This is a genomic window from Dermatophilaceae bacterium Sec6.4 (assembly GCA_039636865.1).
GTDB lineage: Bacteria > Actinomycetota > Actinomycetes > Actinomycetales > Dermatophilaceae > Allobranchiibius.
Map to the genome: position 1 here is coordinate 1,002,356 of CP144172.1, position 16,550 is coordinate 1,018,905.

The following is a 16,550-nucleotide window of genomic DNA, read 5'->3' on the forward strand; positions in this document are numbered from 1 at the left end:
CGCGAGCTCGCATCAGCCGGTCGTCGTATCCAGAGCGCTACGCAGCAGTTGCGCGAGAGTGTCGCGGTCCTGCTCACTCAGCGTGGCGAAATGCGCGCGGCTGATCGCGACATGGGCCTGATCCAGGGTGCGCCGGAGCCTGAGGCCCTCTTCGGTCAGTCGTAGGTCGATAGCTCGTCGATCGATGACGCTCGCGGTGCGCTGCACCAGGCCTTGCGTCTGCAGGGCATCGACGACATCGGTGGCCGAGCGCGGCGCGATACCCAGCTCGGTGGCCAACGCAGACAGCCGCAACCCGGTGCCCTCATGGCGCCCGATGGCGGCTATCGCCCGGGACTGGTGGGGGGAGAGGCCGTAGGGCTCCAGGGCCTCCCGGTGGCTGCGGCGCAGGACCCGGGCGGTGCGTACCACCAGATCGCCGAGCGTCGCCTCATCCGTGCTCACGTTGGGAATCATATCCGGTACACAGGGGTTACGTCATAGTGAGGTAACCTCACCACATCGACAGAGAGGAGCCCGGATGACCATGCCCACCGCACGGCCCGGTGGCGGCCGACCGCCGAGTCCCGGCCAACGTGCTTCGCTCAAGGTCAGTGCAGCCGATGCCGCACAGCTGCAGGAGTACCCCGTCGGCGCCCGACGGGTGTTGTCGCTCTTCACGCCGTACCGCACCCCGATGCTCGGGGTCGCCGCGATCATCGTGGTCAGTACCGTGCTCGGACTGGCCAGCCCTTTCATCCTGCGCGCATTGATCGACCATGCGATCCCGCAGCAGGACGTGCACCAGCTGGTGCTGCTCGTCGGCGCGATGCTGGCCATCACGATCGTGACGCAGGCGCTCGGCGTCGTGCAGACCTACGCCTCCACCCGGATCGGTCAACGGGTGATGCACACCCTTCGCACCCGCCTCTTCACCCACCTGCAGCGCCTGCCGCTCGGCTTCTTCACCCGCACCCGTGGGGGTGAGTTGCAGTCGAGAATCACCAATGACATCAACGCAATGCAGTCGGTTGTCACCGACACCGGTACTTCGATCGCCACCAACGTCACCAGCACCATCGGGGTGGCCGCGGCGATGGTCGCCCTGTCCTGGCGACTGTCCCTCATCAGCCTGCTGATCCTGCCGCCCGCGATCTATCTGACCCGGCGCGTCGCGCGGATGCGCAGGGCCATCCAGTCGCGTGCCCAGCGCTCCCTGGCGGACATGCAGACCCAGATCGAGGAGTCGTTGTCGATCTCCGGGGTGCAGTTGGCCAAGACCCTCGGTTCGGGCCCGATGCTGTCCCGCCGTTTCGAGCAGACCTCTCTGGAGCTGACCGAGCAGGAGCTGCAGTCCCAGATGTCCGGCCGCTGGCGGATCGGCACGATGGCCATCATCTTCTCCGCGATCCCGGCCTTCATCTACCTTGCGGCAGGCCTGCCGGCGACCAGTGGCGGTATGACGATCGGCACCCTGGTGGCATTCACCGCGCTGCAGACCTCGCTGTTCAGGCCCGTGATGGGCGTGCTCAATGTCGGCATTCAGATCACCACCTCGATGGCGCTTTTCAGTCGCGTCTTCGAGTTCCTGGACGCGCCGGTCGAGATCGACGATCCGGTTGCGCCCACACCGAGCGACGGGCAGCCGGTGCGCGGGGAAAAGGTACGCGGGCAGGTGCTGTTCGAAGCGGTCGACTTCCGCTACACCGGTTCGGACACCGACGCACTCACCGGCATCGACCTGCAGATTCAGGCCGGGGCACGAGTGGCCGTGGTCGGCACCACCGGCTCGGGCAAGTCGACTCTCGCGGCCCTGATGTCCCGCCTGTACGACCCGACCGGCGGGCGGGTGCTGATCGACGGACATGATGTGCGCGATCTGCCGTTGGCGCTGGTTGCCGAATCGGTCGGCGTCGTCTCGCAGGACACCTATCTGCTGCACGCGACCATCGCGGAGAACCTCCGCTACGCCAAGCCTGACGCCACGGACGGTGAGCTGCGCGATGCCGCCCGTGCCGCGCAGGTCCACGACCTCATCGAGGCGCTCCCGCAGGGTTACGACACCGTCGTCGGTGCTCGCGGATACCGCTTCTCCGGCGGCGAGAAGCAACGGATCGCGCTCGCCCGCACCATCCTGCGCGACCCACCGATCCTGGTGCTCGACGAGGCGACCAGCGCGCTGGACAACACCACCGAACGGGCGGTGCAGCTTGCGCTGGACGAATTGAGCATTGGCCGCACCACCCTCACCATCGCCCATCGGCTGTCCACAGTCCGGCACGCCGACCAGATTGTGGTGCTCGACCACGGGCGGATCGTGCAGCGGGGGCGCCATGAGGAGCTCCTCGCGCAGGGCGGCCGGTACGCCGACCTGGTGCACGCGGCCGGCACGTCCGAGGACTCCTACCTGCAGGTCCCGGGCTGAAACCCGCCCCTGGTAGCGCACCCTCACCCACCCGGCGCGCACCCCGGCAACTTATGGTGATGTGCGGGGCTGATGAACTAAGGGTGTGGATATGGCAGTTCGGTCTCGGGTCTCCACCCGGGGCATGGTGCTGCCCTTGCTGCGCTCGGCCCACCTCGGGCCAGGACTGGCGGTGACCGGCCTCACCACGCTGCTGGCGTCCGCCGCCCGGCTGCCACCCCGGCGGGTTGTCGCGAGCGCGGCCGCCGTTTTCCTCGGCCAGCTGTCCATCGGGTGGGGCAATGACCTTGTGGATGCCGCGCGTGATCGTCAGGTCCAACGCGCAGACAAGCCGGTCGCTTCGGGGCAGGTGGGCATTCCCGTTGTGGCGACGGCCTTGGCGGCAGCGTTCGCAGGTACCACCTGGACGTCGCTGCGCCTAGGACGGCGTGCTGCGTTTGCGCACCTGGCACTCGGGGTAGCACCGGCTCATGCGTACAACCTCGGTCTCAAGAGCACGCCCTGGTCCTGGGCGCCGTACGCCGTCGCGTTCGGCGCGCTGCCCTCAGTCGTGAGTCAGGCAGCTCCGGATCCGAAGTGGGCGCCCGTCCGGATCACGATCCCGGCGGCCGCGATCGGGGTGTGCGCGCACGTGCTCAATGCGCTGCCCGATCTCGCACAGGACGACGCGACCGGGGTACGGGGGCTGCCGCACCGCCTCGGGCAACGTCGCGGGCAGCAACTCGCCACCGGACTCCTGGGCCTGGCCTCGATCGTGGTCGTCTTCGGACCCGCGCAGCCGCCGTCGGTTGCCGGCTGGGCCGCGCTCGCGATCAATGTCGGTCTCGGCACCGTTGCCTGGCGGGGCACCGGCCGGGATCCTTTTCGCGCTGCCGTCGGCATCGCGCTGATCGACGCTGGTCTACTGGTGGCAGGAGCCCGATGAGCACCCACGATCTGATCATCGTCGGGGGCGGCCCGGCAGGAGCCGCGACTGCCCTTGGCGCATTGCAGGCCCGACCGGGTATGTCGGTTGCATTGCTGGATCGCTCCGAGTTCCCCCGCGACAAGACCTGCGGGGACGGCATCGCTCCGGAAGTCATGGATCTCTTGGACGAAGCGGGCGCACCGGGTATCGGCGACGGATGGCAGCCGATCGACCGGTTGTCAATGCGCCGCGGGGACCGGGTCGTGGAGCGCACGATGGCTCGTTCGACCTGGGTCATCCCACGCGAAGTCTTCGACGCCCGGCTGCACGACGCCGCCGTGCGGGCGGGTGCCACGCCGCATACGCACCGCGTCAGCACCCTCAGCCTGGACGGGCCTGAGTGCGCCGTCGATGACCGGTTCAGCGCGCCGCTGATGGTCGGCGCCGACGGGGTGCACTCGGTTGTACGCCGCGCGCTGGGCCTGGCGACCGGACCCACCGCTTTCGCGCTGCGCGGTTACGCACCGGTGGGCGAGGACCGCAGCGGATCGCAGGCGATGGCCTTCGGGATGGTTCGGCAACCCTCCTACGCCTGGTCCTTCGACCGCGGCGACGGCCTGGCGAATGTCGGATACGGCGAGGTCCAGCTGCCGGGTGCGCCTCGACTGGCACGTCCCGCGTTGATGGAGCAGCTGGAGGATCTACTGCCCGGTTCGACCGCTGACGGCACGTCCTGGAAGGGTGCTCACCTCCCGCTGTCCGGGTGGAGCTTCGAAGGCTCCAACGGCCGGGTGGCGTTGACCGGGGACGCCGCCGGGATGGTGAATCCGATGACCGGGGAAGGCATCTACTACGCGGTCCTGACGGGGCTCATCGCCGGCCGCGCAGCAGCGGCCGCCCTGGATACCGGCGATATCGACCACTTCGCAGATGATTACACCGCCGCCGTGCGCGCCGCCCTCGGCGCACACCTGCGGCACAGTGCGCTCGCGGCGAAACTATGCCGCAACGGTCCGCTGTTGGACGCCGGGGTACGCGCGGCAGAGGACAATCAACAGGTCTTTGACGATCTCGTCGACCTCGGCCTCGCGGGCGGCAAGATCACCGCAGCCGTGCTGCGCAACCTGACCCGTCACCTGATCGGTGGCGCCTTGAACCGGACGGAGTCCATGCGATGACGGTGCAGATTTTGAGTGCGCGGGGCGCGTTGCCGCCCCACCGCTACCCGCAGGAGCAGATCACCGATGCGTTCGTGCGGTCGATGGTGCCCGGCACGGACGAGCGGCTGACCCGGCGCTTCCACGGCAACGCGGGGGTCGACTACCGGCATACCGCCATTCCCCTGGAGCAGTACTCCGAGCTGACCGATTTCGGTGCCTCCAACGACATCTTCATCGACGTCGCCGTACAACTGGGCTCCCAGGCCGTACTGGAGGCCCTGAAGGCTGCCGGCCTCGAGCCGCGCGACCTCGACGTCATCATCTCCGCGACCGTCACCGGCCTGGCGGTGCCTTCTCTGGACGCTCGGATCGCGGCCAACATCGGGCTGCGACCGGACGTCGTACGGATGCCGCTGGTGGGCCTGGGCTGTGTAGCCGGCGCCGCGGGGGTCGCCCGCCTGGATGACTTCCTGCGCGGTCGCCCGGACGCGGTCGGAGTACTCGTCGCCGTTGAGTTGTGCTCGTTGACGCTGCAGCGCACCGACCGGTCGTTGCCGAACCTGGTCGCCAGTGGTCTTTTCGGCGACGGTGCCGGCGCCGTCGTGGCCGCCGGGTCGCGTCGGGCCGCCGCGCTGGCGGACCCGATCACCCGTGAGCCGGTGCAGCCGCGCATCCTGGCCACCCGCAGCCACCTCTACCCCGACTCCGAGCGCACGATGGGCTTCGACGTGCGTAGTACCGGGCTGCAGATCGTGCTCGATGCGAACGTCCCCAATGTCGTACGGGAATACCTCGGCGATGACGTGGACGCGTTCCTTGCCGACCACGGCCTGACCCGCGCCGACATCGGCTGGTACGTCGCCCACCCGGGCGGCCCCAAGGTGCTCGAAGCGATGCAGGACACCCTCGGCCTCGAGCGCGAGGCGCTCGCGGTCACCTGGGATTCCCTGGCGCGGGTCGGCAACATGTCATCGGTCTCGGTGCTGCATGTGCTGATGGACACCCTCGCCGATCGGCCTCCGAAGCCCGACTCCTACGGTCTGATGATCGCGATGGGCCCGGGATTCTGTTCCGAACTGGTGCTGCTGCAGGCTCCCGGTACGGCCGAAACCCCGGCTATGTCTGAGACAGCCGATGCGGCGGCCGCACCGGCATGAGCAGCGAGATCCTCTACACGATCCTGATTCTGCTCGTCGGGTTCGAACGGATCGCCGAGCTGATCGTCACCAAGCGCAACGAGGCGTGGTCGATGGCCCGCGGCGGACAGGAGTACGGCGCCCGGCACTATCCCCCGATGGTCGTGCTGCACACCGCACTGCTCGCGGGTGCGTTGATCGAGGTGTGGGTGCGCCGCCCACAGACCCCGCTCTGGCTGGCGATCGTGATGCTGGTCGCGCTCGTCGGTTCGCAGTCCTTGCGCTGGTGGTGCATCACCACCCTCGGCCACCGCTGGAACACCCGGGTGATCATCGTGCCCGGCCTGGCCCCGGTGACCGGCGGCCCGTACCGCTTCTTCTCCCACCCCAACTATGTTGCCGTCGTCGCCGAAGGTATCGCGCTGCCGCTGATTCACGACGCATGGATCACCGCAGTGGTCTTCACCGTGCTCAACGCCTGGTTGCTGACCGTGCGGATCCGTTGCGAGAACGCCGCTCTGGCCACGCTGCCCGCGCCGGACCGCGAGGCCGTGGCGTCGTGATCGACCTGCTGGTGGCCGGTGGCGGTCCTGCAGGCCTGGCCGCCGCGTTGTACGCCGCCCGGGCGGGTCTGGACGTACAGGTCTGGGAGCCGCGCGCGGGCAGCATCGACAAGGCGTGCGGTGAAGGGCTGATGCCCGGTGCGCTGGCGGCGTTGCTGGACCTGGGCGTCGATCCGGACGGCCAGCAGATCCGGGGCATCCGCTACGTCGCCGGGCAGCGTCATGCGCAGGCGGACTTCCGGGCCGGCGTAGGTCGCGGGGTGCGCAGGGTCACCCTGCATGATGCGCTGCGTGACGCGGTGCTGGCCGCAGGAATCGTCACCGTGCAGCGAGCCGTCAAGGGCATCACCCAGGACGACGCGGGAGTGGTCGTCGATGGGCAGCGGTTCGGGCACCTCATCGCTGCGGACGGACTGCACTCGCCGATTCGGCGCTCGCTGGGGCTGGACCGCGAATCGCGCGGGTCCGCCCGATTTGGGTTGCGAACGCACTTCGAGATGGAGCCGTGGAGCCCCTATGTGGAGGTGCACTGGACGACAGGGTGCGAGGCCTACGTCACGCCGATCTCAGCCGACCGCGTCGGCGTCGCGATCCTGACGTCGGACAAGGGGCCGTATGCCGACCATCTCGCCCGGGTGCCTGCCATCGCCGAGCGCGTCGCGGGTGTCGAGCACGACAGGATCGCCGGTGCCGGTCCGTTGCGCCAGCGCAGCCGCGCCCGGGTGGCCGGTCGGGTACTGCTGGTCGGTGACGCGTCGGGATATGTCGACGCGTTGACCGGCGAAGGGATCGCGCTGGGAGTCGCGCATGCGCGGGTCGCCGTCGATGCGATCGTGGCCGGGCGGGCCCGCGATTATGAGCGGGCCTGGCGGCTCGCGAGCTGGCGGTACCAGGCCCTCACCGCGGGGTTGTTGCATGCGACGCAGGTCGGCGTCGTACGCCGCGCGATCGTGCCTGCGGCCGGTCGCGCCCCGTGGCTCTTCGGCGCAGCAGTCAATGCGCTCGCCGGCTCCGCAGCCTGAGCACACCAGGCCAGGCCGTCCTGCCAACGGGCCACGCTGCGTCAGCGGGGCGGCTGCAGGTGGGAGTGATGGGCGGCGACGACATCGGGGTGGGCGCGTAGCCGTGCCTTGAGGATGTTGTGCCCGAAGACATCGAGGATCGGGTTGGATTCATCCAGGGTGATGCCTGCGGCGTGGGCGGCAAGATGAGTCGGCAGCTCGATCTTCGGGAAGGTGGCCTCCAGAGCCGGGTTGTGGAAGTAGGGGACCGAGATGCGGTCGGTTCCAGCTTCAGGCGCGAGGACGCGGTGCTTGGTGGCTTTGAGGTATCCGTCCGTTGCCCACTCGAGCATTTCGCCGATATTGACGATGAAGGCGCCGTTCAGCGGCGGCGCGTCGACCACCTCGCCGTCGTGTTCGATCTGTAGACCGGCCGTGCCGGGCTCGACGAGCAGCAGGGTGAGCACGCCCGGGTCGTTGTGCCACCCGACGCCCTGCGTCGCCGACTCGGTCGTCTTGCCGGGGTAGCGGACCATCTTGGTCAGCGTCGCCGGTCGGTCACCGAATGCGCTGTCGAAGACGGTCGGCTGTTGGCCGAGCGCCAGCGCCCATTGGGCCAACAGCCGTCCCGCGAGCGCCTCGAGCATCGCGTTCCACTCCTGCACCACCTCGCGCAGCCGGGGCAACGCGGCCGGCCACTGGTTCGGTCCTTGCAGCATGTTGTAGTCCGGGTGACCAGCTCCGTACGGCAGCGGTTCGCGTTCCGGCGCGATGTCGATCTGCTCGCGCCAGTCGGTCTTGCCGCCGGTGAGCTCCCCGCCCACCCGGTTGTAACCACGAAAGTGCGGGCTGTTGACCATCTCGACCGACAGTTTCTCCGCATCCGGCAGCGCGAAGAACTCGCGGGCCACGGCGATGATCCCGTGCATCAGTTCCAGGTCGATGCCGTGGTCGGTGAGGTAGAAGAAGCCCACCTCGTGGGTGGCCTGCAGCAGATCCGTCCGGAACTGCTGTGAAGTCAACGGGTCGTCCGCATCCGACATGCGCAGCGTGGGTAGTTCCAGGCCGACATTTTCAATCACCATGCTCTGATTCTGACAGGGCGCGACCCTCACGTGCGGCGGTGTACGGGCTCAGACGCGTCGGATCCGGATCGGGCCTTTGGCAGTCGACGGATCAACGATGCGCCCACCTTGGGTGATGACGACGTCGCCCGCGTTCACGAGCCGCCGCGCCGCGCGCCGGGCCGGCTCCATCAGGTCCCGCCAGCCGTCTGGATTCGCCGCCGACGCGCCCACGATCCGGGCCGCGTCCGAAGGGCAGATGGTGGCCGACCGTGCCCTGGAATCGAGCAGTTCCAGGATCGTCTGTTCCAGTTGGGCATCGACGGCAGTGACACCGTGTTTGCGGCACGACGCGCTGCAGTAACGCACCTGCTCCCAGTCCCTCGCCCATTTCTTACGCCACTCGATGCGTCGTCCGCAGGCAGCGCAGGACTTGGGCTCGGGTGTGCTCACAAGGGCCAGTCTGCGGGAGCAGTCCGCTGCTCGGTCAGCTGCTGATGGCTGCGTTGATGGCGTCCACCGCGTGTGGCGGGTCATCGACGGAGATGATGAGCCGGGTGAAGTGCTCAGCGGGATCGAGCTGCACGACCACGGTCTGAGCGAAATCGGAGACGTTCCAGAACTGACGTCGGGTGAAAGACCACATCTTGTCCAGGCCCTGCGGCTCGACGACGAGCGTGTCACCGGTGATGGTGACGTTGGTGTGTGTCATGACTGAGCACTCCTTTGATGAGCTCCCATACCGGCCCGCGCCAGCATGCGTTCCCCGAGGTGCGAGGCGGTGAGATGGGTCGCAGCGATACCGTCGATCAGGCGCTGTCGCACGGCCGCGTCGGAGGGCGCGAGCTCGACGAGCGCGATGAGGACGAGGTCGAGGCCAGTAGGCCATTCCTCGTCGTGACTGCCGGATAGCCGTGCCAGTGCTTCATCGAGGGCTCTGACGAAGAGCCCGTATTTGCTGCCGAAGACGCTGTAGAGGCTGGCTCGATGCACCCCGGTGGCGCCGACGATGTCATCGATCGAGGTCGATGCATACCCCTGTCGCCGGAACAGTGCAGCGGCAGCGGCTACTGCGGCTGCTTCGCTGAACTGTCGGGACCGACCCATGAATCAAGAATGGTCGTTCCAATAAAAACTGTCAAGATTGCGAAGCGAAAACCCAGGTCACCATTCAAGCGATCCGGCGGCCCGGATCTGCGATCCCCACACACCGACCCGCTCAAAACTGCTGGCGGCAGAGCACTCTTCGCGCACCGGGCACGCGAGGCACCGGAAGGCTGCAGCCTCGCGGTCTGCCCTGTTGTTGCTCGTCCACAGATCGGGATTGATCTCGCACGGGACCTGCCGGTCGGCAAGGCGCACAGCGCGTAATGCCGTATTGAGGCGCTGTCGAGCATCCGTTGCTTCCGGCGATATGGCGCGCATGATTTCTCCCTCATCCTGTTCACCGGCGCTCGATCCGGTGCTCTTATCTGGTCATACCCCGCGCGGTGAGAGTTGAATCACCCGAAATGGCCGATCTGGATATATCTGCCTCGATACGCGTCGGCGGGAGACCTGACCCGGTCCCCGCAGCGGGTCAGGTGGACGTCGTCCTGGGGAGGATGGTGGCGGGGGGATCATGGCAGGGTGAATCCGAGCATCGCCTGCGCCACGACGTTGATCGACGAACTCATCCGCCATGGGGTGACGGATGCTGTGCTCGCACCCGGATCGCGATCTGCCCCACTGGCGTACGCGCTGCAGGACGCCGATCGCGCAGGACTGCTGCGGCTGCACGTGCGGGTGGATGAACGGTCGGCGGCGTTCCTTGCGCTCGGGCTGGCCAAGGCCAGCAGGGTGCCGGTTCCTGTCGTCGTGACCAGCGGTACCGCGGTCGCCAACCTGCACCCGGCGGTACTGGAGGCCTCCCACGCCCAGGTGCCGATGATGATCCTGTCGGCGGACCGGCCGCCGGAGTTGCGGGGGACCGGCGCCAACCAGAGCACCGATCAAGTCGATATCTTCGGCTCCGCCACCCGCTGGTCCCATGACCTCGGCACCCCGCACGAGCGCGACGAGCGCGACGCACAGAACGCCGTATGGCGATCGGTGGCTTCCCAGGCTGTCGGGCATGCTCGCGGTCTGCTCGGCGGGGCGCCGGGGCCGGTGCACCTGAATCTGCCGTTCCGCGAGCCCCTGGTCCCTCAGACGAGCGATCACGGGCAACGTGCGCCGCGCCTGGTCGCGAATGGCGGGCGGCCAGACGGTCGCCCCTGGACCCGCTTCGCCGCGCCTGCGTCCGCTGCTGCCAGCACGATTCGCGCCGTGCCGCGCACGCTCGCGGTGCTCGGCGATGTCCCCGACCCCGCAGCTGCCGCCCAGTTCGCTGCCCTCGCTGATTCGGCCGGGTGGCCGTTGATCGCGGAACCGTTCGGGGCCTTTCACCGGGTGCGGGTGCTACCGCACGGCCCGTTGCTGTTGCACGCGCAGGACTGGGTGGACGCTCACCTGCCCGAGCGCGTGCTGGTCGGCGGCCGTCCGACGCTGGACCGCGGTGTGGCCCGTCTGCTGCGCAACCCGTCGGTGCAGGTGGAGCTCGTCAGCCCGTCCGGACTCTGGTCGGACCCGGCGCACTCGCTCAGCGCCGTGCACGACTGGGCGGCTCTGGAAAGTAGCCACGATGCCGTGGCCAGCAGCGTGGACCGCGAGTGGGCGGCGCAGTGGCGCGCGGCGGGCGCGACCCTGGCGCAGGTTGCCGGCACTGTGATCGATGAATCGTGGCCCAGCGGTTTCACGATTGCCCGGGCAGTGGTCCACGCCGTACCGGCGGGGTCGGGACTGTTCGTCGGGTCTTCCAGCGCAGCGCGCTACCTGGATCTGGGTCGCAATTCCTCCCTCGTATCGAGGGATGTGGTCTCCGTCGCGAACCGCGGCCTGGCGGGCATCGACGGGTCGATCTCCACCGCAGTCGGTTTCGCGCTGAGCCGGGCGGACCACCCGGCGTACGCGCTGATGGGCGACCTGACGTTCGTGCACGACGCCAACGGCTTGCTCATCGGGCCGGGCGAGCCGCGTCCCGATCTGACGATCGTGGTGTTGGGCGACGACGGTGGCGGCATCTTCGGCACGTTGGAGCCGGGCGCCGCAGACGGCGCAGGGCTGGACCCCGCATATGAGCGCGTCTTCGGCACCCCGACCGGGGTATCGATCGCGGGGCTGTGTGCGGCGTACGGCGTGCCGCACGAGCTCGTAGCCGACGCCCGCGTGTTGAGTGAGCGGGTCGGCTCGAAAGCAAAAGGTATCCGCGTGATCGAGGTGCACCTGGACAGGTCCCGACAACGTGCTTTTCAGGAGCGGCTCTTCGCCCTCGCCGGTGAAGCATTGACCTGAGCCTGCCCACTCAACGCATGAGCTCCGGGCGTGGAACTCAGGCAGCGAGGGCGCTCCTGATGTCGGCGGCGATGTCCGCGGGCTTGGTCGTGGGGCCGTACCGCTTGATGACCTGCCCGTCCTTGCCGACCAGAAATTTGGTGAAATTCCATTTGATACGGCTACCGAGCATCCCGCCCTTCTCCTTGCGGAGCCACTGGTAGAGCGGGTGCGCGTCGGAACCGTTCACCTCGATCTTGGCGAACATCGGGAAGCTGACGCCGTAGTTGGCCTGGCAGAACTGCCCGATCTGCTCGGCGTCGCCGGGATCCTGGGAGGCGAACTGGTTGCACGGGAAGCCGAGCACGACCAGTCCCTCCTCGCGGAAATCGCCCCACAACTTCTCCAGGCCCTCGAACTGAGGGGTGAAACCGCACTTGCTGGCCGTGTTCACCACGAGGGCCACCTTGCCGTCGTATTCGGACAGCAGCTGCTCCTGCCCGGTCAGGGTGTCCGCAGAGAAGTCGTGCAGTGAGCTCATGAGGGGTCTCTTTCGCAGTGGGGTCATGACGATTTGGGGAAGTGCGCCCAGATTCGAAAGTAGTTCGACGCCGTCGCCCCGCCGGATGCCCCACCCCCAGTTTCCGGACAGTCGACCGGCGAGTCTACGAATCTGGGAGTCTGCGAATGGCTGTTTGGGCTGGGCGAGCGGGATCAGCCGGTCAGGGCCTCGCGCATCGGCAGCAGTTTCGATTCGGACTCAGCCAGCTCATCGGCCGGCACCGAGCCGGCCACGATGCCGCACCCTGCGTACAGACGCATCCGCGAGGGATCCGATGCGTCCAGTTGCCCGCAGCGCAGCGCGATGCCCCATTCGCCGTCACCGCTGGCATCCACCCAGCCCACCGGGCCGGCATAGCGTCCACGGTCCAGGTGCTCCAGCGAATGGATCAACGTGGCAGCGGCGGTGGTGGGTGTGCCGCAGACGGCGGCTGACGGATGCAGCGCTGCAGCCAATGTGAGCGATGTCGCATAGCCCGCGAGTACCCCGACGACATCGGTCGCCAGGTGCATCACGTTGGGCAGGTGAAGTACGAAGGGCGACTCGGGCACATTCATCGAGGTGCAGTGCGGTTTCAGCGCGTCCGCGACCGATCGCACGGCGTACTCGTGCTCCTCCAGGTCCTTCGACGAGCGCGCCAGAGAGCCCGCCAACGCGAGGTCGCGACTGTCGTCGCCGCTGCGCTGGATGGTCCCGGCCAGCACTCGTGATGTCACCAGCCCGCGCTCGCGGCGTACCAGCATCTCCGGAGTGGCTCCGACGAGGCCGTCCATGGAGAAGGTCCAGGTATTGACGTAACGCGACGCCAACTGTCCGATCAACCATCGGGGGTCGATGCGTTCGTCGGTGCGGGCGATGACATCGCGCGCCATGACGACCTTGTCCACGTCTCCGGCGACGATCGCGTCGACCGCCCTGGCTACCGCTTGCTCCCACTGGGCGCCCGTGAGTGCGCCGTCGCTGAAAGTCGCGGCGCCGGGTGGGAGCGGCGTGGTCTGCGGCATCGGTGCGGCCAGCTTTTCCAGTCGTTCGCTGATCGTGGTCACCCAGGAGGTGCCTGCACGCCGGCCCACGATCGTGGACGGGACGACGAGCGAACCCCCGGCAGGTGATCCGGACGAGAACGCGAAAGAGCCGAACGCCACCAGTCCCGTGCCGGCCAATTCCACGTCCGAGCGCACGAAGGCACTGGTTCTCACCTCATGCCACCAGTCGCTGGCGTCCTTGAACCGGCGCGCGCCACCGGTGTCGATGGAGGCCGCCCGACCCCAGCCGACGAGTCCGTCCCCACCGCGGAGCCAACTCAACACCTCACCGGAGGGGAGTCCGGGGGGGATCAGTCGGGCGAGGTCGCCCGGGTCGTCGATCCGTGTTGTCCTGACGACCAGATCCGGTATGCCCATCGGTGCGGATGCGGCGAGCGAGGTCACAAACGACAACGGTAGCCGGGGCATCTGGCCCGTCCACCCGGGGATCCGGTTTGAACTGACGCGAGGCCAGGACGGAGAGCAGGACGAAGGGCAGCCGCCAGGCCGGCTCCGTGCCCACCCGGGACGCCGGCGACGCAAACGTGGAAAGAATCGCCTGGGCAGCACCGGCCTCGGTCGCCGGCGACGCAAACGTGGAAGGGGAATTGGTGTACTCGGTCGACAGCCTGAAGCTGCGATGAGCGAGGATGCGAGATATGAACCGTGCCAGCCTCGACAAGCAACCAGCCGACGTTGCCCGGATGTTCGACGGCGTCGCCAAGCGCTACGACCTGACCAACGACGTGCTGTCGCTGGGGCAGGATCGCCGCTGGCGTCCCATCGTGGTGGAAGCCGTTGACCCTCAGCGCGGTGAGTTGGTGCTGGATATCGCTGCCGGCACCGGCACCAGCAGTATTCCGTTCGAAACCCGTGGTGCCCGCGTCATCCCCGCGGATTTCTCGCTGGGAATGCTTCGACAGGGCAAGAAGGTGCGGCCCCGGATGGCGTTCACGGCAGCTGACGCGATGCGGTTGCCGTTCAGGGACGACACATTCGACGCGGTCACGATGACCTTCGGGTTACGCAACGTAGCGGACCCGCTGATCGCACTGACCGAATTCCTGAGAGTCACCAAGCCGGGCGGCCGACTGGTGATCTGCGAGTTCTCCACACCCACGAACGGCGCGTTCCGCAAGGTGTACTCCGAATATCTGATGCAGGCGCTGCCCAAGATCGCACGTCGCGTCGGTTCGAACGCAGAGTCCTACGTCTATCTGGCTGAGTCGATCCAGTCCTGGCCGGATCAGTCCGGGCTGGCGGTCGAACTGCAGCAGGCTGGGTGGGCAGGCGTCGAATGGCGCAATCTGACGGGCGGAATTGTCGCGCTGCACCGGGGCCGCAAGCAGTCCTGACGTCGGCCGGTCCACGTTCGGGTCTGCTCGTCCTCAACCGTGCGGCGCACCGACCTTCGGTACCCACATGTGGCCCTGCCCGCCGCCGAACGTGCGGTTAGCCGAAGGTTGGTTAGGTCCGCCTTAGTGAGAGGCGTGTGCCTCTCGGACGTAGAGTTTCAGGCGCTCGTGAAAACTGTCACAAGACCCCCCGAGGACGCCCCGTGAGCCAGTCACAGATGGGCGGCGCTGTCAGCACCACCGCCCCCGAAACAGCCGATGTCATCGTTGTCGGAGCCGGTCCCGGCGGATCGTCGGTCGCCGCATACCTCTCGATGGCCGGGCTCGACGTCCTGCTACTCGAGAAGACGCACTTCCCGCGCGAGAAGATCTGCGGCGACGGCCTCACTCCCCGGGCCGTGCGCGAACTGGTCAGCCTCGGTATCCCGATGCCCGAGGACGACGGCTGGATCAGGAACAAGGGCCTGCGGATCATCGGCGGCGGCATGCGGCTGCAGTTGGACTGGCCCGACAACGCCAGTTTCCCGCCCTACGGCCTGGTTCGCACCCGGCAGGATTTCGACGACATCCTGGCCAAGCACGCCGTCAAGCACGGCGCGCAGCTGCGGGAGGGTGTGAACGTGATCGGGCCGATCAGGGGCTCGAACGGTCACATCGTCGGCGTGGACGCCAAAGAGATGGGCCGGGACGGTCGCGCCACCGGCAAGACGATGAGCTACCGGGCGCCCCTGGTGATCGCCGCCGACGGAAACTCCAGCCGGCTGTCTTTGGCGATGGGCCGGGAGAAGCGTGAGGACCGCCCGATGGGTGTTGCCGTCCGCGCCTACTACACGAGCCCGCGCCACGATGACGACTACCTCGAGTCGTGGTTGGAGCTGTGGTCCAAGGACAAGAACGGCAAGCGGGTCCTGTTGCCCGGATACGGCTGGATCTTCGGGGTCGGCGACGGTACGTCGAACGTCGGGCTCGGCATCCTGAACACCTCCTCGGCGTTCGGCAAGACCGACTACAAGGACGTCATGCGCCGCTGGGTCGCGACGATGCCGGAGGAGTGGACGTACAACGAGGAGACCATCACCGGTCCGATCCGCGGCGCCGCTCTGCCGATGGGCTTCAACCGTCAGCCGCATTACGCCGACGGTCTGCTCCTGGTCGGCGACGCAGGCGGCATGGTCAACCCCTTCAACGGGGAGGGCATCGCCTACGCGATGGAGTCCGCGCGTCTCGCCTCCGAGGTCGTAGCGCAGGCGTTTGCCCGCACCGACGACGAAAGTCGGGAGCGCGTGCTGTTGAGCTACCCGCAGGTAATGCGCGACGCGCTGGGCGGGTACTACACACTGGGGCGCGTGTTCGCCAAGATGATCGGTAACCCCGAGGTCATGAGGCTTGCCGTGAAGTACGGTCTGCCCCGCAAAACCATGATGCAGTTCCTGCTGAAAGTCATGGCGAACCTCGGTGACACCACCGGCGGCAAATTGGACGACAAGGCGTTGGCCCTGCTGTCCCGGATGACTCCGGCGGCATGATGTACCTCAAGATCGTCGCTGCTGCGGTAGCGGATGAATTGCGCTCCGGGTCCGCCCGCCGCGCCTGGAAGGAGCTCGCATGACCAACTACTCCTATTACCCGCTGCTGATGTTCGCGGCGCTGGGCGCTGGTTTCGCGATCTTCTCCGTGCTGGGCGCGGCTGGTCTTGCCGGCCCGAAGCGGTACAACCGCGCGAAGGCCGATGCCTATGAGTGCGGAATCCAGCCCAGCCCGCAGGCCGACGGCGGTGGTCGGGTGCCGATCAAGTACTACCTGACCGCGATGCTCTTCATCATCTTCGACATCGAAAGTATTTTCCTCTACCCGTTCGCCGTGCACTTCGACTCGATGGGCCTGTTCGCGCTGATCGAGATGGTGCTCTTCGTGGCGACCGTGTTCATCGCGTATGCGTACGTGTGGCGCCGAGGTGGCCTGGAATGGGACTGACCCCGCATCGAATGACCTGCAGCACTGTCCGGCTCGAAAGCACAGGTG

At 67.5% G+C, this 16,550-nt stretch carries 18 protein-coding genes; 10 read left to right on the plus strand and 8 right to left on the minus strand.

Going from position 1 to position 16,550, the window contains the following annotated elements; translation table 11 throughout:
* Positions 1 to 12: 12 nt before the first annotated feature.
* The gene (locus tag V3G39_04945; GenBank protein ID XAS77392.1) at positions 13 to 444 is read right to left on the minus strand and encodes a MarR family transcriptional regulator; all 432 of its coding nucleotides are present in this window, start codon (positions 442 to 444) and stop codon (positions 13 to 15) included.
* Positions 445 to 520: 76 nt separating this feature from the next.
* Here V3G39_04945 and V3G39_04950 point away from each other — a divergent pair, with 76 nt between their 5' ends.
* The 6 genes from V3G39_04950 to V3G39_04975 all read left to right on the plus strand — a co-directional run bounded on the left by V3G39_04950 (position 521) and on the right by V3G39_04975 (position 7,192).
* Positions 521 to 2,404 (plus strand): ABC transporter ATP-binding protein, encoded by a 1,884-nt coding sequence (locus V3G39_04950; protein XAS77393.1) that lies wholly within the window; start codon positions 521 to 523, stop codon positions 2,402 to 2,404.
* Between the two features lie 91 nt (positions 2,405 to 2,495).
* Positions 2,496 to 3,329, plus strand: coding sequence for a UbiA family prenyltransferase (locus V3G39_04955; protein XAS77394.1), 834 nt, complete (start codon positions 2,496 to 2,498; stop codon positions 3,327 to 3,329).
* On the plus strand, positions 3,326 to 4,489 hold the full coding sequence (locus tag V3G39_04960; GenBank protein ID XAS77395.1) for a geranylgeranyl reductase family protein: 1,164 nt from the start codon (positions 3,326 to 3,328) through the stop codon (positions 4,487 to 4,489). The genes V3G39_04955 and V3G39_04960 overlap by 4 nt, the downstream gene beginning before the upstream one ends.
* Positions 4,486 to 5,628, plus strand: a complete 1,143-nt coding sequence (locus tag V3G39_04965) for a 3-oxoacyl-[acyl-carrier-protein] synthase III C-terminal domain-containing protein (protein ID XAS77396.1) — start codon at positions 4,486 to 4,488, stop codon at positions 5,626 to 5,628. The genes V3G39_04960 and V3G39_04965 overlap by 4 nt, the downstream gene beginning before the upstream one ends.
* Entirely contained in the window at positions 5,625 to 6,170 is a 546-nt protein-coding gene (locus V3G39_04970) for an isoprenylcysteine carboxylmethyltransferase family protein (protein ID XAS77397.1), read from the plus strand. Before V3G39_04965 ends, V3G39_04970 begins: the two co-directional genes overlap by 4 nt.
* Positions 6,167 to 7,192: an FAD-dependent monooxygenase gene (locus V3G39_04975; protein XAS77398.1), complete on the plus strand. Its 1,026-nt coding sequence runs from the start codon at positions 6,167 to 6,169 to the stop codon at positions 7,190 to 7,192. The genes V3G39_04970 and V3G39_04975 overlap by 4 nt, the downstream gene beginning before the upstream one ends.
* 41 nt (positions 7,193 to 7,233) lie before the next feature.
* On the opposite strand, the gene V3G39_04980 is transcribed toward V3G39_04975, so the two are convergent.
* Genes V3G39_04980 through V3G39_05000 form a run of 5 tightly spaced genes read right to left on the minus strand, consistent with a single transcriptional unit; the run spans position 7,234 to position 9,660 of the window.
* Complete coding sequence (locus V3G39_04980) at positions 7,234 to 8,256, minus strand: 2-oxoglutarate and iron-dependent oxygenase domain-containing protein (GenBank protein XAS77399.1); 1,023 nt, start codon at positions 8,254 to 8,256, stop codon at positions 7,234 to 7,236.
* 48 nt (positions 8,257 to 8,304) lie between these two features.
* Positions 8,305 to 8,688, minus strand: coding sequence for a DUF2256 and DUF3253 domain-containing protein (locus V3G39_04985; protein ID XAS77400.1), 384 nt, complete (start codon positions 8,686 to 8,688; stop codon positions 8,305 to 8,307).
* 34 nt (positions 8,689 to 8,722) lie between these two features.
* A complete protein-coding gene (locus V3G39_04990; protein ID XAS77401.1) occupies positions 8,723 to 8,947 on the minus strand; it encodes a hypothetical protein in 225 nt (74 codons plus the stop codon).
* Complete coding sequence (locus tag V3G39_04995) at positions 8,944 to 9,342, minus strand: helix-turn-helix domain-containing protein (GenBank protein ID XAS77402.1); 399 nt, start codon at positions 9,340 to 9,342, stop codon at positions 8,944 to 8,946. The genes V3G39_04990 and V3G39_04995 overlap by 4 nt, the downstream gene beginning before the upstream one ends.
* 57 nt (positions 9,343 to 9,399) lie before the next feature.
* The gene (locus tag V3G39_05000; protein XAS77403.1) at positions 9,400 to 9,660 is read right to left on the minus strand and encodes a WhiB family transcriptional regulator; all 261 of its coding nucleotides are present in this window, start codon (positions 9,658 to 9,660) and stop codon (positions 9,400 to 9,402) included.
* Between the two features lie 204 nt (positions 9,661 to 9,864).
* On the opposite strand from V3G39_05000, the gene menD reads away from it, so the two are divergent.
* Entirely contained in the window at positions 9,865 to 11,607 is a 1,743-nt protein-coding gene (gene menD, locus V3G39_05005) for a 2-succinyl-5-enolpyruvyl-6-hydroxy-3-cyclohexene-1-carboxylic-acid synthase (GenBank protein ID XAS77404.1), read from the plus strand.
* A gap of 37 nt (positions 11,608 to 11,644) precedes the next feature.
* Here menD and V3G39_05010 read toward each other — a convergent pair whose 3' ends face one another.
* Both V3G39_05010 and V3G39_05015 read right to left on the minus strand, forming a co-directional pair.
* Complete coding sequence (locus V3G39_05010; protein XAS77405.1) at positions 11,645 to 12,127, minus strand: glutathione peroxidase; 483 nt, start codon at positions 12,125 to 12,127, stop codon at positions 11,645 to 11,647.
* A gap of 173 nt (positions 12,128 to 12,300) precedes the next feature.
* A complete protein-coding gene (locus tag V3G39_05015) occupies positions 12,301 to 13,602 on the minus strand; it encodes an isochorismate synthase (protein XAS77406.1) in 1,302 nt (433 codons plus the stop codon).
* A gap of 230 nt (positions 13,603 to 13,832) precedes the next feature.
* Here V3G39_05015 and V3G39_05020 point away from each other — a divergent pair, with 230 nt between their 5' ends.
* The 3 genes from V3G39_05020 to V3G39_05030 all read left to right on the plus strand — a co-directional run bounded on the left by V3G39_05020 (position 13,833) and on the right by V3G39_05030 (position 16,502).
* Complete coding sequence (locus tag V3G39_05020) at positions 13,833 to 14,528, plus strand: demethylmenaquinone methyltransferase (protein XAS77407.1); 696 nt, start codon at positions 13,833 to 13,835, stop codon at positions 14,526 to 14,528.
* A 218-nt stretch (positions 14,529 to 14,746) separates the two neighbouring features.
* On the plus strand, positions 14,747 to 16,054 hold the full coding sequence (locus V3G39_05025) for a geranylgeranyl reductase family protein (protein ID XAS78179.1): 1,308 nt from the start codon (positions 14,747 to 14,749) through the stop codon (positions 16,052 to 16,054).
* 79 nt (positions 16,055 to 16,133) lie between these two features.
* Positions 16,134 to 16,502: an NADH-quinone oxidoreductase subunit A gene (locus tag V3G39_05030; protein XAS77408.1), complete on the plus strand. Its 369-nt coding sequence runs from the start codon at positions 16,134 to 16,136 to the stop codon at positions 16,500 to 16,502.
* Positions 16,503 to 16,550: the final 48 nt, after the last annotated feature.

Coding starts and splice junctions, on each gene's coding strand:
- V3G39_04950 (XAS77393.1), top strand. CDS start 521: ATGACCATGCCCACCGCACGGCCCGGTGGCGGCCGACCGCCGAGTCCC.
- V3G39_04955 (XAS77394.1), top strand. CDS start 2,496: ATGGCAGTTCGGTCTCGGGTCTCCACCCGGGGCATGGTGCTGCCCTTG.
- V3G39_04960 (XAS77395.1), top strand. CDS start 3,326: ATGAGCACCCACGATCTGATCATCGTCGGGGGCGGCCCGGCAGGAGCC.
- V3G39_04965 (XAS77396.1), top strand. CDS start 4,486: ATGACGGTGCAGATTTTGAGTGCGCGGGGCGCGTTGCCGCCCCACCGC.
- V3G39_04970 (XAS77397.1), top strand. CDS start 5,625: ATGAGCAGCGAGATCCTCTACACGATCCTGATTCTGCTCGTCGGGTTC.
- V3G39_04980 (XAS77399.1), bottom strand. CDS start 8,256: ATGGTGATTGAAAATGTCGGCCTGGAACTACCCACGCTGCGCATGTCG.
- V3G39_04990 (XAS77401.1), bottom strand. CDS start 8,947: ATGACACACACCAACGTCACCATCACCGGTGACACGCTCGTCGTCGAG.
- V3G39_04995 (XAS77402.1), bottom strand. CDS start 9,342: ATGGGTCGGTCCCGACAGTTCAGCGAAGCAGCCGCAGTAGCCGCTGCC.
- V3G39_05000 (XAS77403.1), bottom strand. CDS start 9,660: ATGCGCGCCATATCGCCGGAAGCAACGGATGCTCGACAGCGCCTCAAT.
- V3G39_05010 (XAS77405.1), bottom strand. CDS start 12,127: ATGAGCTCACTGCACGACTTCTCTGCGGACACCCTGACCGGGCAGGAG.
- V3G39_05015 (XAS77406.1), bottom strand. CDS start 13,602: ATGCCCCGGCTACCGTTGTCGTTTGTGACCTCGCTCGCCGCATCCGCA.
- V3G39_05020 (XAS77407.1), top strand. CDS start 13,833: ATGAACCGTGCCAGCCTCGACAAGCAACCAGCCGACGTTGCCCGGATG.
- V3G39_05025 (XAS78179.1), top strand. CDS start 14,747: ATGGGCGGCGCTGTCAGCACCACCGCCCCCGAAACAGCCGATGTCATC.
- V3G39_05030 (XAS77408.1), top strand. CDS start 16,134: ATGACCAACTACTCCTATTACCCGCTGCTGATGTTCGCGGCGCTGGGC.